This window comes from Microbispora catharanthi, from assembly GCF_006334915.2.
In the GTDB taxonomy this organism is placed as follows: Bacteria; Actinomycetota; Actinomycetes; order Streptosporangiales; family Streptosporangiaceae; genus Microbispora; species Microbispora catharanthi.
The window spans coordinates 375,539-398,185 of sequence record NZ_VDMA02000005.1 but is presented as its reverse complement, the minus strand read 5'-3'; the positions used below and the strand labels follow the sequence as shown (position 1 = coordinate 398,185).

Sequence of the window (22,647 nt, the reverse complement as noted above, 5' to 3'; positions counted from 1 at the left end):
AGCGAGCACGGCGGCTTCGGGCCGTCAGGCGAGGAGGGCGTATGAGTGGCGAGGGACGGCCGGACGCGGCGGCGGTGGACGCGGGCGGGCTGACCGTCGGCATCGTCGCCGCCCGGTGGCACGAGAAGATCACCGACCAGTTGCTGGAGCGGGCGGAGCGGGCGGCGCGGGACAGCGGCGCGGCCGTGGTCACGGCCCGCGTGGCGGGGTCGCTGGAGATCCCGGTGGTCGCGCAGGCCCTGGCCCGGCGCTGCGACGCCGTCGTCGCGCTCGGCGTGGTGATCCGGGGGGACACGGCCCACTTCGACTACGTCTGCGACTCGGTGACCACGGGTCTGACCAGGGTCTCGCTCGACGAGTCGACCCCGGTGGGCAACGGGGTGCTGACCTGTGACACCCTTGATCAAGCGGTCGAGCGGTCCGGCGTGCCGGGCAGCAAGGAGGACAAGGGGTACGAGGCGACGATCGCCGCCCTGGAGACCGCGCTCCTCTTGCGCGGCCTCGCCGGCTGACCTCGCCCGAACCTCGTAGCCGCAGCGCTCGCATCCGCAGCGCCGAGCCGGGAAGACTTGACTGGTGATCACGCAGCATCCGCCCGCGGCCCCGCCGGCCGGGCACGCCGTACGCCGCCGCGCAGTGCCCACCCGCGGGGGTGGTCATGTCTGACAGTGCGCCGCCGCTGCCCGTCACCTGGCGGCCCCGCGCTACGACGATCATCGCGTACGGCCTGGCGGCGGTGATGGTGATCGGCTCGATCCTGCTGGCCGTCGGCCTGCCGGAGCAGTTCAAGCTTCCCGACCGGCTGGGCATGGTCGCCTTCGGCGTGGCGGTGGCGTGCGTGCTGCACCTGCTCGGCCGCCTGCGGGTGCGGGCGGACGAGAAGGGGATCACGGTGGTGAACCCGCTGCGGGTCCATCACTTCGAGTGGGCCGAGGTGCTGGACGTCACCATGGTGGAGGGCGACCCCTGGCCCAAGCTGGATCTCGCCAACGGGATCAGCCTGGGCGCGATGGGCATCCAGAGCACCGAGCGGGAACGATCGCGGCGGGCGGTGGCCCAGCTCGCCGCCCTCATCCGCGAGCGCGGCGAGGCCCCCGACCGCCTGTGACGGGGGCGCGGGGCCCGCCGGGCCGTCAGGCGCTCAGCCGTACGGGCTCGCCGGCGCCGAGCAGGCCCCGCCGGCGCAGTTCGGGCAGCACGCCCTCGCCGAACCAGAAGGCCTCCTCCACATGCGGGTAGCCCGACAGCACGAACTCCTCCACGCCGAGTGAGGCGTACTCCTCGACGAGGTCGGCGACCTCCGCGTGGCTGCCGACGAGCGCGGTGCCCGCGCCGCCTCGCACCAGGCCGACCCCCGCCCACAGACCGGGGTGGATCTCCAGGTCCCTGACCCTGCCGCCGCGGCGGCCCCCCTGGAGGCCCTCCTGGAAGCCCCCGTGGAAGCCTTCGTGGAGCGCGAGCATCCGCTGTTGCCCCACCGACTCGCTGCGGGACAGGACGGCCCGCGCCGACGCGATGTCCTCGGGGGAGATCTGGTCGAGCAGCCGCCCGGCCTCCGCCCACGCCTCCTTGGAGGTGTCCCTCGTGATCACGTGCAGGCGGATGCCGAAGCGCAGTGTGCGGCCCTCCGCGGCGGCCAGTTCGCGCATCCAGTCGAGCTTGGCCGCGACCTGGGACGGCGGCTCGCCCCAGGTGAGGTAGACGTCCACGTGCCGGGCCGCGACCGGGCCCGCGGCGGCCGAGGAGCCGCCGAAGTACAGCTCGGGCACGGGGTCGGGCCGCTCGGCGACCGTCGCCCCCTCGACGTCGTAGTAGTCGCCGGCGAAGTCGAACGGGCCGTCCCACGCGCCGCGCACGATCGACAGGAACTCGGCGGTGCGCGCGTACCGCTCGTCCTTGCCCAGGTGGTCGCCGAACCGCCGCTGCTCGGCCGCCTCCCCGCCGGTCACCACGTTCAGCAGCAGCCGGCCGCCGGAGATCCGCTGGTAGGTGGCGGCCATCTGGGCCGCGAGCGTGGGGGACAGCGCCCCGGGCCGGAACGCGACCAGGAACTTCAGCCGGGTCGTCACCTGGGTCAGCGCGGCGGTGACCAGCCAGGCGTCCTCGCAGTAGGTGCCCGTGGGGGTGAGCACGGCCTCGAACCCGGCCTGCTCGGCCGCGCGGGCCACCTGTGCGAGGTAGTCGATCGTGGGCGGCCGGAACGCGGCGGCCGGCGACTGCCCGTGCACGCGGCGCAGGCCGTGCCCGCCGCCGGTGATCGACCTGCCGTCGCCCGAGGTGGGCAGGAACCAGTGGAATTTCATCGCTGCGCCTTCCTGACGACGTCGTTGAAGCGGTCGTCGACGAACTGGGAGAACGTGACGGTGCCCGGCACGAGGCCCTCGGCGGTGAACGCGTCGGCGATCTCCTGCTCGGAGGAGACGACCGAGTCGTCGATCACGACGGGGGTGGCGACGGCGTTGGCCACGGCCGCGTCCGCCACCTCGACCGGCAGGCCGGTCTCCCGCGCCCACACCTTCGCCCACTCGTCCAGGTGGGTGGCGGCCCAGTTCCGCGCCTTGGCCAGCCGGGTGAGGAAGTCGCCGATCGCGGCCCGCCTGCCCGCGTCGTCGAGCGCGGCGGGAGCGGCGACCTGGAAGCCCAGGCCGTTGACGATGCCCGCGCCGTCGACCACGAGCCGGGCCTTGTGCTGGATCTCGGCCTGTGACGTGAAGGGGTCCCAGATGGCCCAGGCGTCGACGGTGCCGGACGAGAACGCGGCCAGGGCGTCGGCGGGCTGGAGATACTGCGGCTGGATGTCCTTGAAGGACAGGCCCTCCTTCTTCAGGACCGCCAGCAGGTGGTAGTGGGCCGAGCTGCCCTTGGCCACCGCGATCTTCTTGCCCTTGAGCTGGGCAGGCGAGGTGATCGCGGAGCCGTTGGGGACGAGGATCGCCGATCCCTTGGCGCTCTGCCGGTACGCCGCCACGATCTTGATCTTCGAGCCGGAGGCGGCGGCGAAGACGGGCGGGGTGTTGCCCACGCCGCCGATGTCGACCGCGCCCGCGTTGACCGCCTCCAGCAGCGGCGGCCCGGAGGTGAACTGCGACCACGTGATCGCGTAGGAGGTGCCGTCGAGCAGCCCGGCGGCCTTGAGCAAAGCCTGCGACCCGGCCTTCTGGTCGCCGACCCGGAGGGTGACGCGGCCCGTGGCCTGTCCGTCCTTCCCTCCGGACGCGCCCTGTGCCGTCGAGGCGCAGGCCGTGGTGACGGCCGCCAGGGCGATCAGCAGCGCGGCGAGCGGTCTCCTGGTCATGCGGGTCCTTCCGGGGTGACGCCCAGCGCGGAGAGCAGGGCCGCGCGCAGAGTGAGCAGGTCGGGGTGATCGCGGTGCCGGGGGCGCGGCGCGGCGACGGTCCACTCGTGTGCGAGGCGCCCGCCGTCGAGCACCAGGATCCGGTCGGCCAGCAGCAGCGCCTCGTCCACGTCGTGGGTCACCAGCAGCACGGCCGGGCCGTGCGCCGCCCACAAATCGAGCACCAGGCGGTGCACGGTGATCCGGGTCAGCGCGTCGAGCGCGCTGAACGGCTCGTCGAGCAGCAGCAGCCCCGGCTCGCGGACGAGCGCGCGGGCCAGGCTCGCCCGCTGCGCCTCGCCGCCGGACAGCGTCAGCGGCCACGCCCGCGCCCGGTCGGCCAGGCCCACCTCGGCCAGCGCCGCCTCCGCCCTGCCGGCCGGGTCGGGCGCGGTCAGGCCGAGCGTGAGGTTGTCGCGCACCCGCTTCCACGGCACCAGCCGGGGCTCCTGGAATGCCACGGCCACCGAGCCGTCCACCTCCAGGCCGCCCTCGACCTCCTCGTCCAGGCCGGCGAGCGCGCGCAGCAGCGTGGACTTGCCCGAGCCGCTGCGGCCGAGGAGCGCGACGAACTCGCCCCGCCCGATCGTCAGGTCGAGGCCGTCGAGCACGGTGCGGTCGCCGAAGCGCCGGGTGAGTCCGCGCACGGTCGCCACCACCGTGGCCACCGCAGTGGCCACCGCAGTGGCCGCCACCGTGGCAGCCGGCCGTACGGCGCCCGGGGCCTGCGCGCTCACCGTGGCACTCACCGGGCCAGGAACTCGCGCCGCCATACCAGCGCCCTCCTTTCCAGGAGCCGGACCAGGGCGTCGGTGAGCAGGCCGAGCGCGCTGTAGACGAGCAGGCCGACCACGATCACGTCGGTGCGCAGGAACTCCCGCGCGTCGTTGATCATGTAGCCGAGGCCGGCGTCGGCGTTGACCTGCTCGGCCACGATCAGCGCCAGCCAGGCCACCCCGAGGCTCTGCCGCAGCCCGACGAGCGTCTGGGGAAGCGCGCCGGGCAGCACGATGTGCCGCACGAGCGCGGTCCGGCCGAGCCTGAGCGTCCGGGCGACCTCGGCGAGCTTGCCGTCCACGCCCCGGATGCCCGCGAACGTGTTGAGGTAGAGCGGGAAGGAGACGGCGAGCGCCACCAGCAGCACCTTGGGCGTCTCCCCGATCCCGAACCAGAGGATGAACAGGGGGATCAGCCCGAAGAACGGCAGCGCCCGGAGCATCTGCATGATCGGATCGACGGCGTTCTCGCCGGTCCGGCTCAGCCCGGCGACCAGTGCGAGGCCGACGCCCGCGACCGCTCCGGCGGCGAAGCCGAGGAGCACCCGTTCGAGGGACACCGCGATCGCCGTGGGCAGCGTCCCCGAGCGCACCAGGTCGAGCGCGGTCGCGGCGATCTGCGACGGGGCGGCGAGCAGCCGGGCGGGCAGCAGCCCGAGCACGCTGGCGAGCTGCCACAGCAGCACGACGACGAGGGGGCTGATCCACCTGTGCCACCCCCTCCGCGGGCCGCGGGCCGTGGCGGAGCGGAGACGCGGCCGGGGATCCGCCCGGACCGCGCCCCCTAACTCGCCCTGGAGTTGGACGACGGACATGGACACACCTCGCTGTTGACGACGAAGGATTTCGCCACCAGAGTTGCCCACATTTCCTACCAAGTCAATAGGTTTACCTTCATGGCGACGAGGCGCGGGCCGCGCGGGCGCCCAGCGCACGCAGATACGCGCGCAGCTCCGGCGGCTCGTGCACCTCGAACTCGCAGCCGAGCATGAGCAGACGCGACGCGAGCCACTCCAGGGTGTCGGCCGGTCCGCGCAGGCGGCAGCTGTGATCGTCGATCGGTTCGACGTCCCCCGCGGCGGCGCCGAGCCTGCGTGCCGCCTGACCGGCCGGAAGTCGCAGGGTCGCCACCGCCTCGTAAACGGGTGCGGACGAGTACAGCTTGGCGGCGACGAACTCGGCCGGGTCCTGTTCCGGCGGCACGCGGGCCGGGAACCGTACGCCGGTCGGGTGAGGGTCGCCGATCCGGTCGGCGCGGAAGATGCGCCAGTCGTCGCGGTCGTTGTCGTATGCCAGCAGATACCACCGGCGTCCGGCCGTGACCAGGCGGTACGGCTCGGTCAGGCGCCTGCTCTCGGCGCCGTCGCCCGACCGGTAGGCGAAGCGCAGCCGCTCGCGGTTGGCGGCGGCCCCGGCGAGCACCACCAGGGTCCGCGGGTCCACGGGCGGCTCTGCTCCGGCGAGCATCGGCACGGTCGCGGCGGCGAGCGCGCCCACCCGGTGCCGCAGTCGGGAGGGCAGCACCTGCTCCAGCTTGGCCAGGGCGCGCACGGACGCCTCGTCGATGCCGTCCACCGGATGCGCGGCGGCCGTGCGCAGCCCGACGGCGATGGCCACCGCCTCCTCGTCGTCCAGCAGCAGCGGCGGCATGGCCGCACCCGCGGCGAGCCGGTAACCGCCCACCGAGCCCATCGTCGCCTGGACCGGATATCCCAGCTCGCGCAGGCGATCGACGTCGCGGCGGATGGTCCGGGGGCTGACCCCCAGACGCTCGGCCAGTAAGCTCCCCGGCCACTCGCGGGGCGTCTGCAGCAGCGACAGCAGAGCGAGCAACCGCGCGGACATGTCACTCATGGCACCAAGCATGCCCGGTCATGTAGGACAGACCACGACCTACATGACCCCTAGCGTCGATCCCGTCATCGCGACGCATCGGGAGAGACATGAGCACCGAGATCCGCCCATTCCGTATTGAGATCGCTTCGGCCGACCTGGACGACCTGAACGACAGGCTGGACCGCGCCCGGTGGCCCCGTACGCTGCCCGGCGACGGATGGAGCCGCGGCGTCCCCGCCGCCCTCCTCCGGGAGCTCGCCCGCTACTGGCGTCAGGAGTACGACTGGCGCCGGCACGAGGCGCGGCTGAACGAGTTCCCGCAGTTCATGACCGAGATCGACGGTCAGGACATCCACTTCCTGCACGTACGCTCGGCCGAGCCCGGCGCTCTGCCGCTCGTCCTCACGCACGGCTGGCCGAACTCGTTCCTGGAGTTCACCGAGCTCATCGGCCGTCTTGCCGACCCCCGCGCGTACGGCGGCGATCCCGCCCGAGCGTTCCACGTCGTGGTGCCCTCCCTGCCGGGCTTCGGCTTCTCCGCGCCGCCGCGCGGCACCGGCTGGACCGCGGCGCGCGTGGCGCGGACCTGGGCGGAGCTGATGCGTCGTCTCGGCTACGAGCGGTACGGCGCGCAGGGCGGGGATTTCGGGGCCTACGTCGCCCCGGAGGTGGCCAAGGCGGCGCCGGACAACGTGGCCGGCGTCTACATCGTCAGCGGTCTCGGCTTCCCCGCGGAGAAGGACCTTCCGGAGATGACCGAGGACGAGCGGGCGGCCTATGCCCGGCTGCTGGCACAGGACTGGATGAACGGCGTCGACCACCACGGTCTGCTGCGCGCGGCGCCGCAGACCTTCACGTACGGGTGGCACGACTCACCGCTCGCGGCACTGGCCTGGATGACCCAGAAGTTCCACGAGTTCAACGCCTCGGGCAGGCCTCTCGAGGAGGTCGTCGACCGGGACCTGTTCCTGACCAATGTGAGCCTGTACTGGCTCACCGGGACGTTCGGGACGTCGGCCTGGCCGTACTACGAGAGCACCGGCTTCGGCTGGCCGGAGGGCCAGACCGTCGCGCCGACCGGCGTGTACAGCGGACCGCCCGGCATCCGCCGGCTCGCCGAACGGCACAACACCGTCCTCCACTGGCCGGAGGACAACCCGGGCGGCCACCACTTCATCGCGATGGACCAGCCGGATCACCTCGCCGCCGACATCCGCGCGTTCTTCGCCAAGGTGGGCTGACCGGCGCGGACCGGCCGCGCCGTCCTCACCCCGCCGCCTCGCGGAGGCGACGCGGCCGCTCGTCGGGTGAACGCCCCGGCCAGGTGCGCGGGGCACCGGGCCGGGCCCGGAGCGGCGTCTTCCGCGGCGGTCAGCTCGCGCCCGGGATGTTGACGTTCTGCTCCTTGAACTTGTAGCCGGTCTTCGCGGCGTCGCGCTGCAGGCCGTCCATCGAGCTCTTGCCGGCGTCGATGTCGGCCGGCGTGGCGGTGCCGTTGTGCAGCTTGCCGGTCAGCGCGGCGAACCGGGAGTTGACGCCCTCGACGGCCCTGCACAGGCTCGGATTGGCCGTGGCGAAGCTCTTGGCGACCTTCAGCTGGTGCAGGGCGAAGGCGCCGGCGATCGCGGCCTTCGCGATCGTGCGCTTGCGCTTCTCCGCTCCGGCCCTGAAGCCTCCGCTGCGCAGCGGTTTGTAGATGTAGCGGTGGAAGGCGCCGAGCGCGAGACCCGCGTGCAGCGCGAACCTGGTCTTGGCGAACTTCTTGGCGTTGCCGCCGGTCGGGCACGGCGAGTTGTACTCGCTCTCGGCCGCGGTCGGCGTGACGAGCGCGGCCGGGCCGGCCGCGCCGGCCGCGGCGGCGCCTCCGGACGCCGGGGTGGTGGTCGTGCCGCCGCCGCAGCCGACGAGCAGCGCCATCGTCAGCACGGCCGCCGCCGCGAGCGCGGTAAGGGATCGAACAGTTCGTGCAGCCATCGTTTCCCCCTGTGACCAGTGGATCGTGTGGACCCTGTGGTTCCGCGGCGCACCGGCCCGCGCACCGTATGGCGTCCCGAATCCGGGCCGTCGCGGGTGTGTGATCGGCGCCCTTCGCCGCGACGCTCACGGGGTCGCGGATGTCGCGGGGCCGTACTGACCCTCCAGCGTGAGGGCGTTCTGGACGACGGTTGCCGCCCATGTGGCGACTATGCGGGCTTTTGCCGGGTCGGGGCGCTTTCCATGCCGTGGCCGGACGGACATTTTGGGGCCGCCGCACGGTTGGTATGGCGAAAGCACGGAAGGCGCTGCGAATTCGCCGGGGAATCCGGCGTGGCGCGGTCCGGCGCCTCGTGTGGACGTAGATCCCGCGCCAGTGGAAACCAGAGGCGGGACCATTCCGGAGCCGACCCGGCCCGTCATTCATCGATCCATGCCAATCGCCGGATCGGGATTCGCATCGGATTTTCCCTGGATCATCCCGCGTGGCGGGTGTTGGGCTGGACGCCCGCCGGAAGCGATTCGGACAATGAGGGAGAAACGACCCGATCCGCCGCACCGCGGCTTTGATCGGAAGGGAGAAAGGCCATGCGAGGTGGACGATTCAGCATGATCGTCGGCTCGGCGCTCCTCGGCACGATCGCGCTCTGGCCGGCCGCGGCGTCTCCGGCGTCGGCGGGCACGGGTGGCACGGGTGGCGCGGCCGTCACGCAGGCGGCTGCCGGTAATTCGTACGCGAAGCCGAAGCCGCCCAAGTGCACCTATCGATGCACGAACCACCGTAAGTACAAATGCTGTCCCAAGTGCCAGCGAGTCCCGGGGAAATGCTAGGAGGTAATCCCTGCTACGGCAGCCCTCGGGGGACCGTCGGCGCGTTCTCCGGTCATCTGTGATTCGCTCCGAATCCGCCACCGCCGTGCCGGCTGCCGTATCGCCGGGGGACGGGCGGCGGCGAAGTGGCGGCCGGCGCCCCGGGCTATGCTCGCCCGGGACGACACCGGGGGGATGGCCCCCGGACCCCGCAGGGACCGATCGGGTAGTCCTCGCTTCGCTGCGGGTCACCCGATCGGCCCGGGGGAGGGGCGCATGGCGGTGCTGATCGACCGGCCGAACTGGCCGGGACCCCGGGGCCTGCTGTGGTCGCATCTGGTCAGCGACTCCTCGCTGGAGGAACTGCACGACTTCGCCCGCCTGCTCGGCGTGCCCGAGCGGGCCTTCGACCGGGATCACTACGACGTGCCGGAGACGGTCTACGACCGGGCCGTGTCCCTCGGGGCCGAGCCCGTCGGCAGTCAGGAACTGGTGCGCCGCCTGCGCGAGTCGGGCCTGCGCCGGCCGAAGACGCGCGCCTGATCTACATCGTAAAGGCGGGCGATCGGGCGACCGACGGACAGTCGCCCGTGACGTCCCCGGGCTCGAACCGAACGGTGCGGCCCGCGCCGAGCGCTATGCATTTCAGAGGCCGAGCATCTCAGAGGCAGGGCATCTCAGAGGCCGGCCAGCTCGGCGGCGATGTTCTCGCGTGCCCGCAGCTCCCACAGGTCCCGGCCCACGGGAGTGCCGAACAGGCGGGGCTTGCCGAGCAACTCCCGCAGCACCCCGGCCCGTCCGGCCCTGAAGGCCGCGTCCGGCACGTGCCGGTACTCCTCGCGTACGGCCCTCGTGTACGCCTCGTAGGCGCCGGGCGGTGCCGCGAGGATCGCCAGATCGGCGTCGCACAGGACGGCCGCGTTCATGTCGCCGGGCTCGTAGGTGTGCCCCGCCGTCAGCCGCACGAGCCGGGCCACCTCGCGCACCCGCTCCGCGGGCAAACCGCAGGCGGTCAGCCGGGCCTGCGCGAGCTGGGCGCTGCGTTCCTCGTCCCATCCCGGCCGCCCGTCGTAGACGGCGTCGTGGAACCACGCGGCCAGCCGTACGGCGTCGGCGTCCCCGGCCTGGGCGGCGAGCGGCTCGATCGCGGCCAGGACCGCCCGCAGATGGGACGTGGTGTGGTAGCGCCGGTGCGCCTGCGCCCAGCGGGCCTCCAGCTCGGCGGCGAGCGCCCGCCCGGCCGGCGAGCCGGTGAGGCAGCCGGGCCGGGGCAGGCTCCGATCGTCGGTCATGTGCCGAACCCTAAGCGCCCCAGGCGGCGTTTCTTCAGGCCGGGCGGGCCGCACGCTCGCGGACGAGGCCCAGGACCGCCGCGAGGAGGGCCAGGACGACGACCCCGCAGCCGTACACGGTGGCCGTGGCCCGCAGGCCGAGCGACGAGACCGCGAGCCCCGCCACCAGCGCGGGGACGCTGAAGGCGAGGTAGCTGACGACGTAGACGGAGGCGAACAGCGCGGCCCGCTCGGCCGGACCGGCCAGCGTCGCGAGTGAGCGGAGCGCGCCGAGGAAGGCGCTGCCGAACCCGCAGCCCGCGACGACCGCCCCGGCGAAGAACAGCGGCGCGGAGGCGGCGGCGAGCGCCGCCAGGGTCAGGCCGGTGCCGGCGGCGAGCATCAGCGACCCGCCCGCCATGACCCGCCCCGCGGCCCTGTCGCGTACGGTCACCGACGCCACGGCGCCCGCGGCGGTGAGCGCGGCGACGACGAGCCCGCCGACCAGGTGGTCGGAAATGCGCAGGACGCCCGCGGTCAGCGAGCCGCCGAGCGACAGGTAGAGCCCGCCCATGGCCCACGTGGCGACCAGGCAGGGCGCGGCCGCCGTGAACGCGCTGCGGGCGTGCCGCGGCACGCCCGCACGCGGGCGCAGCGAGACGAGCGCGTCCCGGCCCCGGCCGGGACGGGGCGCGACCGGCTCCGGCAGCAGCGCCATCGCGGCCGCCAGCACCACGAAGACGGCCGTGAGCAGGACGAAGACCGACGTCGTCGGCGTGGTCGTGTAGCGCACGAACAACCCGGCGCCGAGCGCTCCCGCCGCCAGGCCGCCGCTCGGCGCGGCGCTGTTCACCAGCGCGCCCAGCTGACGGACGCGGCGGGACCCCGGCTGCAGGTCCACCAGGCCGGCGCTGATCGCGCCCGTCGCCGCGCCGGTGGCGAGGCCCTGCACCGCCCTGGCCAGCAGCAGCGGCCCGACGCCGTCCGCCGTCAGGAACGCGACCATGGCGCCGGCCTCGGCCAGCAGGGCCGCGATCAGCACGGGCCGCCGGCCGACGTGGTCGGACAGCTCGCCCACGGTGAGCAGCGCGATCAGCAACGCCAGGGCGTAGACCGCGAACACGGCGGTCAGCGTGGCCGCCGAGAACCCCCAGCGCTGCTGGTAGAGCACGTAGAGAGGGGAGGGGGTGCTCGATGCGGCCATGAACGCCACCAGGGTCCCGGCGAGCAGCCAGAACCCGGCCGCGCGGGAGATCCGGCCGCGCGCCGCCGTCCCTGCCGGGCCGTCCCGCCGTCCGGCCGCGTGGTCTCGCCGTCCGGCCGCGCGGCCCGGCGCCCGCGGGTCCGCCTCCAGGGTGTTCGCGGACGGAGCGCAGCCCCCCGAGTTCGTCATCTCGGCACTCCCATCGTTCACGGTTCCAAAATTCTCGAACCGTCACACCGTACGACGGAGCGCCCGATAGTTCAACTATTATCGAACCATGCCTGGAGCCCGGGACCTACCGCACCCCGACGCCGCGAGCCTGGTGCTGACCGACGTGCTGTTCGCGCTCAGCGACCCCTCGCGGCTGGCGCTCGTACGCCGGCTGGCGCAGGGCCCGCTGGAGGTGGCGGCGTGCCAGCCCACCGGTGGAGAGGTGCCGAAGTCGACGCTGTCGCACCACCTGAAGACCCTTCGCGAGGCCGGTGTCGTCCGCAACGTGCCGGAGGGCCGGCAGCGGTACGTGAGCCTGCGCAGGGAGGACCTGGACGACCGCTTCCCCGGCCTGCTGGACGCCGTGCTCGGCACGACCGCGGAGGAGGACCCGGGCGGATCTGTGTGATCGTGGCGACGCGGCGCCGTGTGACAGGCCCGGCTTTGGCGGATTCGGCCAGAGCCTCGCGGAACGCCCGCCACGTAGCCTGTCCGTGTGCTGCGGCGGACGACCACGATCTCGGACATCGACGCGCCGGCGAGGCTGGCGGAGCTGCTCGACCACCACGACTACCTGGCCGACGAGGGCGTGACGACCGCGGCCTACCTCGCCCTGAAGATGGGCCGGCCGCTGTTCCTGGAAGGCGAGGCGGGCGTCGGCAAGACCGAGCTGGCCAAAACGCTGGCGGCGATCCTGGACGCGCCGCTGATCAGGCTGCAGTGCCACGAGGGGCTCGACGCGGCGCAGGCCATGTACGACTGGGACTTCCCGCGTCAGCTCCTGCATCTCAAGGCGGCCGAGGCGGCCGGCGTGGCCGACGTCGCCGCGCTCGAGGGCGAGATCTACGACCGGCGGTTCCTCATCGCCAGGCCGCTGCTGCGGGCCCTGGAGACGCAGCCCAGCGTGCTGCTCGTGGACGAGATCGACCGGGCCGACGACGAGTTCGAGGCGTTCCTGCTCGAGGTGCTGTCCGACTTCACGATCTCGGTGCCGGAGATCGGGACGATCAGCGCGGCGAGCCCGCCGGTCGTCGTCCTGACCTCCAACAGGACCCGCGAGGTGCACGACGCGCTCAAACGGCGCTGCCTGTACCACTGGCTGGAGCACCCGGGGTTCGATCGGGAGGTGGCGATCCTGCGTCGGCGCCTGCCCGGATGCGCGGAGCGGCTCGCGGCCGACGTGGCGCGGACGGCGGGCCGGATGCGCGAGGCCGGCCTGGTCAAGCCGCCGGGCATCGCCGAAACCCTCGACTGGACCGAGGCGCTGCTCACGCTCGGTGCGGTGGAGCTCGATCCGGCCCTGGCCGCCGCCACGCTGGGCGCGGTGCTCAAGCACCGGGAGGACCAGGAGAGCGTCCGGGCCCGGGGGCTGCTCACACCGGACGGCGGCCGTGGCTGACGATGCCGCCGTGACCGGCCGGGGCGGGGGCGGCCACCACCCGGGCCTGCTCGCGTCGCCCGGTCCCGAACCTGTCGCGGTGCTGACCGGGTTCGCCCGGACGCTGCGGGCGGCGGGGGTCGCGGCCGACCACCATCGCACCCAGAGCTTCCTCGCGGCGCTCGGCCACCTCGACGCCGCCGATGGGCGGAACGTCTACTGGGCGGGCCGTCTCACCCTGTGCGCCGGGCCCGACGACCTGCCCCGCTACGACCGCTGCTTCGCGGCCTACTTCTCCGCCGCCTTCCGCGCACCGCGCCGCGTGCGCGCGACGGCCGTGTCCGTGACCCGCCCGGTGGCGGCGCCGTACGGCGGCGGGGAGCCGGAACCGGCGGGCGAGCCGGGCGCGCCCCCGGCCGCGGCGAGCGAGATCGAGGTGCTGCGGCACCGGGACGTGGCGCGGATGAGCGAGGCCGAGCGGCGGGAGGTGCACCGCCTGCTCGCGCTGCTGCGCGGCACGCGGCAGCCGCGCAGGGCGCGGCGCTACCGCCCGGCGCCCCACGGCGGCGCGACCGACGCGCGGCGCACGGTCAGGGAGATCCTGCGGCACGGCGGGGAACCGGCCCGGCTGCGCCGCCGCGTGCGCACGCACCGCCCGCGGCGGGTCGTCATGCTCGTGGACGTCAGCGGCTCGATGGCCGCCTACGCCGACACGCTGCTGCGCTTCGCCCACGCGCTGGTGCGCGCGGAGCCGGGGGCGACCGAGGTGTTCAGCGTGGGAACCCGGCTCACCAGGATCACCGCCGCGCTGCGCCACCGCGACCCCGGCCTCGCCATGGACGAGTGCTCGGCGGCCATCCCCGACTGGAGCGGTGGCACCCGGCTGGGCGAGGAGGTGCGGGCGCTGCTGCGCCTGCCCGATCCCCGGGGCGCGATCGTCGTGATCGCCTCCGACGGGTGGGAGCGGGGCCAGGCCGACCTGCTGGGTGCGCAGATGGCCCGGCTGTCCCGGCTCGCCCGCCGCGTCGTGTGGGTCAACCCGCACAAGGGCGACCCGGCGTACCGGCCGCTGACCGCGGGCATCCGCGCGGCGCTGCCGTACGTCACGGACTTCGTCGCCGGGCACAGCCTGGCCGCGTACGAGGACCTGGCCGCGCTGCTGGCCGGCGACCGGCCCGCGCGGGCAGTGAGGAGAGGAGGGGCCGATGCGTGACGTGCTGGACCAGGTGCTGCGCTGGTGGGAGCAGGGGCGGCGGTTCGGCCTCGCCACCGTCGTCGGCACCTTCCGCAGCGCGCCGCGCCCGCCGGGGGCGGCCATGGCGGTCCTCGACGGCGAGGCGGCCGGCAGCGTGTCGGGCGGCTGCGTCGAGGGAGCGGTGTACGAGCTCGCCGCGCAGGTCGTCGCCACCGGGACGCCGGTGCTGCAGCGGTACGGCGTGAGCGACGACGACGCCTTCGCGGTCGGCCTGACCTGCGGCGGGATCATCGACGTGTTCGTGGAGCCGGTCTCGAAGGAGGACTATCCGCAGCTGGGGGAGGTCGCCGCGGACGTCGCCGCGCGGCGTCCGGTCGCGGTGGCCACGATCGTCGCGGGCCCCGGTCGCGTGGGGGCCCGCCGCGTGGTCTGGCCGGACCGGGCGGCGGGCTCGCTCGGCTCGGCCCGGCTCGACGACGCGGTGGACGACGACGTGCGCGGCATGCTCGCGCAGGGCCTGACCGGCGTGCGGCGCTACGGCCCCGAGGGCGAGCGGCGGCTGGACGACCTGCGGGTGTTCGTGCAGTCGTTCGCGCCGCCGCCGCGCATGCTGGTCTTCGGCGCGATCGACTTCGCCGCGGCCGTCGCGCGGATCGGCCGCTTCCTCGGCTACCACGTGGTGGTGTGCGACGCGCGGCCGGTCTTCGCCACGGCCAAGCGGTTCCCCGAGGCCGACGAGGTCGTGGTGGCCTGGCCGCACGACTACCTGGCCGCCGCCGAGGTCGACGAGCGCACCGCGATCTGCGTGCTCACCCACGACCCGAAGTTCGACGTGCCGCTGCTGGAGGTGGCCCTGCGCACCCCCGCGACGTACGTCGGGGCCATGGGGTCGCGGCGCACGCACGCGGACCGGCTGGCCCGGCTGCGCGAGGCCGGCCTGACCGAGGACGAACTGGCCCGGCTGAGGTCGCCGATCGGGCTCGACCTCGGGGCGCGCACGCCGGAGGAGACGGCCGTGTCGATCGCGGCCGAGCTGATCCAGCTGCGCTGGGGCGGCAGCGGCAGGCCGCTCACCGAGACGTCGGGACGCATCCACGGCGAGTCGCGGTGAGCGGTGCGGCGGTCGCCGGGCTGCTGCTGGCCGCCGGAGGCGGCAGCCGGTTCGGCGGGCCGAAGGCGCTGGTGGAGTTCGAGGGCGAGCGGCTGGCCGACCGCGGGGTGCGGCTGCTCGCCGAGGGCGGGTGCCGGCCGGTGCTGATCGTCGTCGGGGCCGCCGACGTGCCGGTCGCCGGCGCGGTCGTCGTGCGCAATCCCGGCTGGGCGTCCGGCATGGGGTCGTCGCTGCGGGCCGGGCTGCGCGCGCTCCCGCCGGCCGCCCCCGCGGTGGTGATCGCGCTGGCCGACCAGCCGCTGGTGCGGCCCGAGGCGGTGCGCCGGCTGGTCGCGGCGTTCGAGGCCGGCGCCCGCGTCGCCGTCGCGGCGTACGGCGGGGCGCCGCGCAACCCGGTGCTCATCGCCCGCGAGCACCTGGCGGAGGTGGCCGCGCTCGCCGAGGGCGACGTGGGGGCGCGGCCCTTCCTGCGCGCGCACCCCGAACTGGTCACGGCCGTGCCCTGTGATGACGTGGGCGACCCCGCGGACGTCGACACCCCGGCTGACCTGCGCCGACTGAAGAAGAGGTGATTCGTCCGATTCGCCGCCCTTGGTGAGCTCCATCACAATGATCGCGAAGAGCAGTCCGGCCGAACGGGGAGCGCGTCATGACGGAGCAGGCGCCCGGCGGGTTCGACGTCACTCAGCCCAACGTCGCCCGCATGTACGACTACTACCTGGGCGGCAAGAACCACTTCCCGGCCGACCGGGCGGCGGCCGAGCGGATCATCGAGCTGTCCGAGGGGCACGTACGGGAGGCCGTGCGGGAGAACCGCGCGTTCCTCGGCCGGGCCGTGCGCTACCTTGCGGCCGAGTGCGGCATCCGCCGGTTCCTCGACCTCGGCGCCGGCCTTCCGACGCAGGGCAACGTCCACGAGATCGCGCTGGAGGAGGCCCCCGACTCGCTCGTGACGTACGTGGACAACGACGCGGTGGTGGCGGCGCACGCGCGGGCGCTGCTGGAAGGCGATCCGCGGGTGCGCTTCCTGGAGGGCGACCTGCGCAGGCCCGAGGAGATCGTCGCCGCGGCGTCGGCGAGCGGTCTCACCTTCGACCGGCCCGTCGCGCTGCTGCTGGTGGCCTGCCTCCACTTCGTGCCGGACGAGGAGGACCCGGAGGGGATCGTGGCGGCCTACCGCGAACTGCTCCCCTCCGGGAGTCACATCGTCATCTCGCACGTCTGCTCCGACCTCGTCCAGGAGGCGATGGCCGCGGCGGGCGGCGTGTACGGCAGGGCCAACGCGCCCTTCGAGGCCAGGCCGGCGGCGCGGATCATCCGGTTCTTCGACGGGTTCGACATGGTCGAGCCCGGGCCGGTCCCGCTGAACGAGTGGCGCCCCGAGCTCGACGCGCTGCCGCTGCGCGGCGGCTTCCTGCCGGTGCTCGGAGGCGTCGGCCGCCGACCCTGACGGTGGTCATGCCCGGTCCGCGCCACTAGCCTTGGGGTCCGAATACGGAACATCATTCGGTTACTGGCGGGTTCATGCGCGGAAGGACGAAGCGGATGCGGATCGGGATGGCCCTCAACTACTCGGGGGGCTTCAAGGAGACCGTCGCCGAGCTGGCCGACTACGAGAAGGCCGGTCTCGACATCGTGTTCGTGGCCGAGGCGTACAGCTTCGACGCCGTCAGCCAGCTCGGTTACATCGCGGCGAGGACCGAGCGGCTGCAGATCGCCTCGGGCATCCTGCCGATCTACTCCCGCACGCCGGCCCTGCTGGCCATGACGGCCGCCGGTCTCGACTACGTCTCCGACGGGCGGTTCACGCTCGGCATCGGCACGTCGGGCCCGCAGGTCATCGAGGGATTCCACGGCGTGCCGTACACCGCGCCGCTCGGCCGCACCCGCGAGGTCATCGAGATCTGCCGCACGGTGTGGCGGCGCGAGCGGCTGCAGTACGCGGGCAAGCACTACACGCTGCCCCTGGAGGGCGGCACCGGCCTCGGCAAGCCGCTCAAGCTGATCAACCACCCGGTGCGCGAGCGCATCCCGATCGTGATCGCGGCCATCGGGCCGAAGAACGTGCAGCTGGCCGCCGAGCTGGCGGAGGGCTGGGAGCCCATCTTCTTCGTGCCCGAGAAGGCCGGCGACGTGTGGGGAGCGTCCCTCGCCGCCGGGCGGGAGCGCCGGGACCCCGCGCTCGGCGAGCTGGACGTGATCGCCCAGGCCATGCTGGCGATCGGCGACGACGTCGACGACGTGCTGGAGCTGGGCCGTTCCATGGCCGCCCTCTACATCGGCGGCATGGGCGCCAAGGGCAGGAACTTCTACAACGACCTGGCCCGCCGCTACGGCTACGAGAAGGAGGCCGAGCAGATCCAGGACCTCTACCTGGAGGGCAGGAAGAAGGAGGCCGAGGCGCTCGTGCCCAGGGACCTGCTGGAGCGCATGTCCCTGGTCGGCTCGGAGGGGCACATCAGGGAGCGGCTCGCCGCGCTGCGCGAGGCCGGGGTCACCACGCTCAACGTCGCGCCCATGGCCCGCACCCACGAGGAGCGCGTCAAGCTCATCGAGAAGATCCGCGAGCTGGCCTCCTGACCGCCGCGCCCCGGACCCCGCGCCCCGCCGCCGGTGGGACGCGCGGAGAGGGGAGCCGGAAAGGCTCCGGCGGGGGCGGCGGTAGAGTCCGTCCGTGACCGATGCTGCAGGGACGCACGCCGCAGGGACGCACGCCGCACGCACCGGGACCACCGTCACCGGCGCCGCGGCGATCCACGCCGCGCGCCGCGCACGGCTGGCCGGGGCGCTGCGCGAACACGAGGCGGCGGCCGCCCTCGTCACCTGGCCGGTCAACGTCCGCTACCTGACCGGCCTGGCGAGCTCCAACGCCGCCGTGCTCGTCACCGCGACGGGCGAGGCCGCGCTCGCCACCGACTCGCGCTACCTGGAGACGGCGCAGGCGGTGTGCTCGGGCGTCGAGGTGATCGAGGACCGCGACGTGGCGGGAGCCCTGCTCAAGCGGGGGCCGGGCGCGGCGCGGGTCGCGGTGGAGGCCGACCACATGCCGGTGGGGCTGTTCCAGCGGCTGTCCGCCGAGCATGCCGGCCTCAATCCGGCCGGCGGCCTCGTGGAGGCCGTCAGGGCCGTGAAGGACGAGGGGGAGATCGCGGCGCTGCGGCGCGCCTGCGCGATCACCGGCGAGGCGTTCTCCCTGGTCGTGGAGCGCATCGCCCCCGGCGTCACCGAGCGGGAGATCGCCCGGTGGCTGGAGGCCGCCATGGTCGAGCTCGGCGCCGACAAGCCGGCCTTCGACTCCATCGTGGCGAGCGGCCCCAACGGCTCGATCCCGCACCACTCGCCCTCGGACCGGCCGGTCGAGCGGGGCGACCTGGTGACCATGGACTTCGGCGCCCGCTACGACGGCTACCACGCCGACATGACCCGCACCGTCGCGGTGGGCCCGCCCGCGGCGTGGCAGCGCGACCTCTACGACCTCGTACGACAGGCCCAGCGCGCCGGCCGCCACGCCGTACGGCCGGGGGCGACGGCGCACGAGGTGGACGCCGCGGCGCGCGACGTGATCGCGGAGGCGGGTCACGCCGGGCGGTTCGGCCACGGGCTGGGCCACGGAGTCGGCCTGGAGATCCACGAGCTGCCGTTCCTGGGCCCTGGCAGGACCGGTAGACTAGAGGATCGAGTTCCGATCACCGTCGAGCCGGGGGTCTATCTCCCGGGCAGGGGCGGTGTGCGCATCGAGGACACGCTGGTGACGCGTGGTGACGGGCCGGAGCTTCTCACACTGACGACCAAGGAGCTGCTCGTCCTGTAGGGCAGCCGCACGCGGGAGACGCTACGTGGCGACGACGAACGACCTGAAGAACGGACTCGTGCTCAAGCTCGACGGTGGGGAGCTGTGGACCGTTGTCGAGTTCCAGCACGTCAAGCCGGGTAAGGGCGGCGCGTTCGTCCGCACCAAGCTCAAGAACGTCATGTCCGGCAAGGTCGTCGACAAGACCTTCAACGCCGGCGTGAAGGTTGACGTGGCGAACGTCGACAAGCGGGACATGCAGTACTCCTACCTCGACGGCGACGACTTCGTCTTCATGGACACCGAGACCTACGACATGGTCAACATCCCGCGCGAGGTGGTGGGCACCGCCGCCAACTACATGCTGGAGAACACGACCGCGACCGTCGCCTTCAACGAGGGCAACCCGCTGTACGTCGACCTCCCGGCGGCCGCGGAGCTGACGATCTCGCACACCGACCCGGGCCTGCAGGGCGACCGCTCCACCGGCGGCACCAAGCCCGCCACCCTGGAGACCGGCGCCGAGATCAAGGTCCCGCTCTTCATCACGACCGGCGAGAAGGTCAAGGTCGACACCCGCACCGGCGAGTACCTCGGTCGGGCCTGACGTGTCGGCCAGGGGGAAGGCCCGCCGCCGCGCGCTGGACATCCTCTTCGAGGCCGAGGCCCGGCTGCTGAGCCCGCTCGACGTGCTCGCCGAGCGGGTGGAGCGGGCTGACCCGCCGGTCAACGAGTACACCTCCTTCCTCGTCGAGGGCGTGGTCCGGCACCTGGACCGCATCGACGAGCTGATCTCGACGTACGCCGAGGGCTGGACCCTGGAGCGCATGCCGGCCGTGGACCGCAACGCGCTGCGCGGCGGGACCTACGAGATGCTGTGGTCGGAGGAGGTCCCGGAGGGCGTGGTCATCAGCGAGTGGGTGCACCTGGTGGCGGAGCTGTCGACCGACGAGTCGCCGCAGTTCGTCAACGGACTGCTGGCCCGCTTCAAGCAGCTCAAGCCCTCGCTTTCGCTCTGACCCCACGGCCCTCGGCCCGGCGGCACCGGCAGTTCCGGCGGTTCCGGTGGTTACGAGAGGCCGACAGTTCCGAGAGGCCGGACAGGGAGGCCGCAAGTGCGTGACGCCACACGCCGCGCCGTCGTCTGGGAGGCGCTGCGCGCGCTCCTGGCCGAGCGGACGGCCGCCACCGGGCGCGACACGCTCGACATCGTGGACGCCGGCGGCGGCACGGGCGGCTTCGCCGTGCCGCTGGCCACGCTCGGACACACCGTGACCGTGGTCGACCCGACCCCCGACTCGCTGGCCGCGCTGGAGCGCCGCGCCGCCGAGACGGGCGTCGGCGTGAAGGGCCTGCAGGGCGACGCCGCCGACCTCGGCGACCTGCTGGACCCCGGAAGCGCCGACCTGGTGCTGTGCCACAGCGTGCTGGAGTACGTCGAGGACCCGGCGGGCGCGCTGGGCGCGGTCGGCGGCATCCTGCGGCCGGGCGGCGTGGTGAGCGTGCTGGCCGCCAACTCGGTCGCCGCGGCCGTCCACCGCTCGCTGGCCGGCAACTTCGACGAGGCGCGCCGGGTGCTGTCGGACCCGGCGGGCCGCTGGGGCGACCGCGACCCCACGCCGCGCCGCTTCTCCCGGGAGACGCTGGGCGCGCTGCTGGCAGGTGCCGGGTTCACCGTCGGCGAGGTGCACGGCGTGCGGATCTTCGCCGACCTCGTCCCGGGCATGCTGGCCGAGAGCGACCCCGAGGGCCTCGTCGCGCTGGAGCGGGCGGCGGCGACCCATCCGGTCCTCCGCGACGTCGCCACCCAGATCCACGTCATCGCCTACCGCCAGTAGAAAAAATGTTCGGATCGCGCGGTGGCCGGGTAGGGTGAGCTCATGTCCCGGAACCAGCTGCTGCCTCGGGATCCGTCACCACCGCCGGACGGTCCGGCCGACGACAGCGGCTGCCCCATCCTGCACGTGGACATGGACGCCTTCTATGCCAGCGTCGAGCTGCTCGACCGCCCGGAGCTGCGGGGCACCCCGGTCATCGTCGGCGCCACCGGCGCGCGGGGGGTCGTGCTGAGCGCCACCTACGAGGCCCGCAGGTTCGGGGTCCACTCGGCGATGCCGATGACCCGGGCCCGGCGCATCTGCCCGCAGGCCACGGTCATCCCGCCCCGCCACGCCAAGTACGCCGAGGTGTCCCGCGGTGTCATGGAGATCTTCCAGGCGGTCACCCCCGAAGTGGAGCCGATCGCCTCCGACGAGGCGTTCCTCGACGTCGGCGGGGCCCGCCGCAGGCTCGGCAGCCCGGCGGCCATCGCCCGGATGATCCGCGCGCAGGTCGCCGAGCGGTACGGCATCACCTGCTCGGTGGGGGTGGCGAGCACGAAGTTCGTGGCCAAGCTCGCCTCGCGCCAGTGCAAGCCGGACGGCCTGCTCGTGGTCCCGGCCGACCGGGTCGTGGAGTTCCTGCACCCGCTGCCCGTCGCCGCCCTGTGGGGCGTGGGAGAGCGCACCGAGCAGGCCCTCGTACGGCTCGGCATCCGCACCGTGGGGGACCTGGCCCAGGTGCCGGCGGCGACGCTCCAGCGCGAGTTCGGCGCCGTCGGCGCGCACCTGGCGGCCCTGGCCTGGGGGCGCGACGAGCGCCGGGTGGTGCCGCACGCGCCCGACAAGAGCATCGGCAACGAGGAGACGTTCCCGCACGACGTCGACGACCCCGAGACGATCAGGCGTGAGCTGCTGCGACTGTCGGAGCGGGTCGCCGCGCGCCTGCGGGCTGGAGGGCACGTCGGCCGCACGGTCAGCGTCAAACTCCGCCGATCCGACTTCACGACCATCACCCGGTCGCGTACGCTGCGCGAGGCGACCGACGTCGCGAAGGAGATTTTCGACACATCATGCGAGCTCTACGAGGCCGCCGGGCTGGAGCGGGTGCGGTTGCGGCTGGTCGGCGTGCGCGTGGAGAACCTGCTTCCGGCCGCCGCGGCGACGCGTCAGCTGGGCCTGGGGGAGCGGGAGACCGGCTGGCGGGAGGCCGAACAGGCCATGGACCGGGCGGCCCGCCGCTTCGGTCCGGACGCGGTGAAGCCGGCATCGCTTGTTCGGCGTCCGTTTGGTCCAATAGGTCCATGACGTCACCTCCGGTTTGGACCGCGTTGGACGTTTTCTTTCGCCTACGTCTGAGGCCTCGTATTCTGGGGATAACCGACCGCGAGGTTCGGACACCCCGTGTCGTCCGTTGCCGTCTTCCCCTGAATGGGGCCGTCCTTGGGAGGCGCCGTGCCGCTGTCTGAGCACGAGCAGCGCTTGCTCGACCAGATCGAGCAGGCCCTCTATGCCGAGGACCCGAAGTGGGCGAACACCGTACGGATCAGCGATCCGCGCAGCCACTACAAGCGCCGCCTGGTGAAGGCCTCCATAGGCTTCGCACTCGGCGTGGTCCTGCTGATGGTCGGCGTCGTCGCGGCCCAGATCTGGCTCGGTGCCGCCGGCTTCGTGGTCATGCTGGCCACCTGCCTGTGGGGTCTGTCGAGCTGGAAGCGCATGAACGGGTTCGGTGACTCCCCGCCGTCCCACAACCGCGGCCGCCGCCCTCAGCGCCAGCGCCAGAGCTTCATGGAGCGTATGGAGGAGCGCTGGCGCCGCCGCCACGACGAGCACTGATCCCCATCTGAGCCACCGCTCCCCATCCGAGGCAACGCCGGTGGGCCCGCGACGCGGGCCCACCGAGTCGTCTGCGGCGACCGCCACTCATCCTCGCGTCGC

25 protein-coding genes are annotated in these 22,647 nt (G+C 73.5%); 17 read left to right on the top strand and 8 right to left on the bottom strand.

What is annotated here, in order from left to right:
* The first annotated feature begins 41 nt into the window (after positions 1 to 41).
* Entirely contained in the window at positions 42 to 512 is a 471-nt protein-coding gene (gene ribH / locus FH610_RS12360; protein ID WP_139574455.1) for a 6,7-dimethyl-8-ribityllumazine synthase, read from the top strand.
* Between the two features lie 146 nt (positions 513 to 658).
* A complete protein-coding gene (locus FH610_RS12355) occupies positions 659 to 1,108 on the top strand; it encodes a PH domain-containing protein (protein ID WP_139574454.1) in 450 nt (149 codons plus the stop codon).
* 25 nt (positions 1,109 to 1,133) lie between these two features.
* Here FH610_RS12355 and FH610_RS12350 read toward each other — a convergent pair whose 3' ends face one another.
* The 5 genes from FH610_RS12350 to FH610_RS12330 form a co-directional block, all read right to left on the bottom strand.
* Positions 1,134 to 2,303: an LLM class flavin-dependent oxidoreductase gene (locus FH610_RS12350; RefSeq protein ID WP_139574453.1), complete on the bottom strand. Its 1,170-nt coding sequence runs from the start codon at positions 2,301 to 2,303 to the stop codon at positions 1,134 to 1,136.
* A complete protein-coding gene (locus FH610_RS12345) occupies positions 2,300 to 3,295 on the bottom strand; it encodes an ABC transporter substrate-binding protein (protein WP_139574452.1) in 996 nt (331 codons plus the stop codon). The genes FH610_RS12350 and FH610_RS12345 overlap by 4 nt, the downstream gene beginning before the upstream one ends.
* Positions 3,292 to 4,071 (bottom strand): ABC transporter ATP-binding protein, encoded by a 780-nt coding sequence (locus FH610_RS12340; protein WP_240808912.1) that lies wholly within the window; start codon positions 4,069 to 4,071, stop codon positions 3,292 to 3,294. The genes FH610_RS12345 and FH610_RS12340 overlap by 4 nt, the downstream gene beginning before the upstream one ends.
* Before the next feature lie 8 nt (positions 4,072 to 4,079).
* Positions 4,080 to 4,925 carry an ABC transporter permease gene (locus tag FH610_RS12335; protein WP_139574450.1) on the bottom strand — a complete coding sequence of 282 codons (846 nt, stop codon included), beginning with the start codon at positions 4,923 to 4,925 and terminating at the stop codon, positions 4,080 to 4,082.
* Positions 4,926 to 5,004: 79 nt separating this feature from the next.
* Complete coding sequence (locus tag FH610_RS12330) at positions 5,005 to 5,964, bottom strand: helix-turn-helix transcriptional regulator (RefSeq protein WP_139574449.1); 960 nt, start codon at positions 5,962 to 5,964, stop codon at positions 5,005 to 5,007.
* An 89-nt stretch (positions 5,965 to 6,053) separates the two neighbouring features.
* On the opposite strand from FH610_RS12330, the gene FH610_RS12325 reads away from it, so the two are divergent.
* Positions 6,054 to 7,187, top strand: a complete 1,134-nt coding sequence (locus tag FH610_RS12325; RefSeq protein WP_139574448.1) for an epoxide hydrolase family protein — start codon at positions 6,054 to 6,056, stop codon at positions 7,185 to 7,187.
* 130 nt (positions 7,188 to 7,317) lie between these two features.
* Here FH610_RS12325 and FH610_RS12320 read toward each other — a convergent pair whose 3' ends face one another.
* Complete coding sequence (locus FH610_RS12320) at positions 7,318 to 7,920, bottom strand: hypothetical protein (RefSeq protein ID WP_205825715.1); 603 nt, start codon at positions 7,918 to 7,920, stop codon at positions 7,318 to 7,320.
* 1,086 nt (positions 7,921 to 9,006) lie between these two features.
* Here FH610_RS12320 and FH610_RS12310 point away from each other — a divergent pair.
* A complete protein-coding gene (locus tag FH610_RS12310) occupies positions 9,007 to 9,273 on the top strand; it encodes a DUF4031 domain-containing protein (RefSeq protein WP_139574447.1) in 267 nt (88 codons plus the stop codon).
* Between the two features lie 134 nt (positions 9,274 to 9,407).
* Here the strand turns inward: FH610_RS12310 and FH610_RS12305 are convergent, their stop codons facing one another.
* Positions 9,408 to 10,022, bottom strand: coding sequence for an HD domain-containing protein (locus FH610_RS12305; protein ID WP_139574446.1), 615 nt, complete (start codon positions 10,020 to 10,022; stop codon positions 9,408 to 9,410).
* 34 nt (positions 10,023 to 10,056) lie between these two features.
* On the bottom strand, positions 10,057 to 11,394 hold the full coding sequence (locus tag FH610_RS12300) for an MFS transporter (protein WP_139574445.1): 1,338 nt from the start codon (positions 11,392 to 11,394) through the stop codon (positions 10,057 to 10,059).
* 88 nt (positions 11,395 to 11,482) lie between these two features.
* Here FH610_RS12300 and FH610_RS12295 point away from each other — a divergent pair, with 88 nt between their 5' ends.
* The 13 genes from FH610_RS12295 (at position 11,483) to FH610_RS12235 (ending at position 22,545) form a co-directional block, all read left to right on the top strand.
* Positions 11,483 to 11,824, top strand: a complete 342-nt coding sequence (locus FH610_RS12295; RefSeq protein WP_139574444.1) for an ArsR/SmtB family transcription factor — start codon at positions 11,483 to 11,485, stop codon at positions 11,822 to 11,824.
* Positions 11,825 to 11,911: 87 nt separating this feature from the next.
* Positions 11,912 to 12,814, top strand: coding sequence for an AAA family ATPase (locus FH610_RS12290; RefSeq protein ID WP_139574443.1), 903 nt, complete (start codon positions 11,912 to 11,914; stop codon positions 12,812 to 12,814).
* Positions 12,807 to 14,006: a vWA domain-containing protein gene (locus FH610_RS12285; RefSeq protein ID WP_338104535.1), complete on the top strand. Its 1,200-nt coding sequence runs from the start codon at positions 12,807 to 12,809 to the stop codon at positions 14,004 to 14,006. The genes FH610_RS12290 and FH610_RS12285 overlap by 8 nt, the downstream gene beginning before the upstream one ends.
* The gene (locus tag FH610_RS12280) at positions 13,999 to 15,099 is read left to right on the top strand and encodes an XdhC family protein (RefSeq protein WP_139574442.1); all 1,101 of its coding nucleotides are present in this window, start codon (positions 13,999 to 14,001) and stop codon (positions 15,097 to 15,099) included. The genes FH610_RS12285 and FH610_RS12280 overlap by 8 nt, the downstream gene beginning before the upstream one ends.
* The gene (locus tag FH610_RS12275) at positions 15,096 to 15,671 is read left to right on the top strand and encodes a nucleotidyltransferase family protein (RefSeq protein WP_139574441.1); all 576 of its coding nucleotides are present in this window, start codon (positions 15,096 to 15,098) and stop codon (positions 15,669 to 15,671) included. Before FH610_RS12280 ends, FH610_RS12275 begins: the two co-directional genes overlap by 4 nt.
* 77 nt (positions 15,672 to 15,748) lie before the next feature.
* Entirely contained in the window at positions 15,749 to 16,549 is an 801-nt protein-coding gene (locus FH610_RS12270; protein ID WP_139574440.1) for an SAM-dependent methyltransferase, read from the top strand.
* Positions 16,550 to 16,644: 95 nt separating this feature from the next.
* Complete coding sequence (locus tag FH610_RS12265) at positions 16,645 to 17,679, top strand: LLM class F420-dependent oxidoreductase (protein ID WP_139574439.1); 1,035 nt, start codon at positions 16,645 to 16,647, stop codon at positions 17,677 to 17,679.
* Between the two features lie 94 nt (positions 17,680 to 17,773).
* Entirely contained in the window at positions 17,774 to 18,910 is a 1,137-nt protein-coding gene (locus tag FH610_RS12260) for an aminopeptidase P family protein (protein ID WP_338104534.1), read from the top strand.
* Between the two features lie 25 nt (positions 18,911 to 18,935).
* Positions 18,936 to 19,496 carry an elongation factor P gene (efp, locus tag FH610_RS12255; protein ID WP_139574438.1) on the top strand — a complete coding sequence of 187 codons (561 nt, stop codon included), beginning with the start codon at positions 18,936 to 18,938 and terminating at the stop codon, positions 19,494 to 19,496.
* Position 19,497: 1 nt separating this feature from the next.
* On the top strand, positions 19,498 to 19,908 hold the full coding sequence (gene nusB / locus FH610_RS12250; protein ID WP_139574437.1) for a transcription antitermination factor NusB: 411 nt from the start codon (positions 19,498 to 19,500) through the stop codon (positions 19,906 to 19,908).
* A gap of 96 nt (positions 19,909 to 20,004) precedes the next feature.
* Complete coding sequence (locus tag FH610_RS12245; RefSeq protein ID WP_139574436.1) at positions 20,005 to 20,727, top strand: methyltransferase domain-containing protein; 723 nt, start codon at positions 20,005 to 20,007, stop codon at positions 20,725 to 20,727.
* 42 nt (positions 20,728 to 20,769) lie between these two features.
* The gene (locus FH610_RS12240; RefSeq protein WP_139574435.1) at positions 20,770 to 22,014 is read left to right on the top strand and encodes a DNA polymerase IV; all 1,245 of its coding nucleotides are present in this window, start codon (positions 20,770 to 20,772) and stop codon (positions 22,012 to 22,014) included.
* A 147-nt stretch (positions 22,015 to 22,161) separates the two neighbouring features.
* Positions 22,162 to 22,545 (top strand): DUF3040 domain-containing protein, encoded by a 384-nt coding sequence (locus FH610_RS12235; RefSeq protein ID WP_139574434.1) that lies wholly within the window; start codon positions 22,162 to 22,164, stop codon positions 22,543 to 22,545.
* The last annotated feature ends 102 nt before the right edge of the window (positions 22,546 to 22,647 follow it).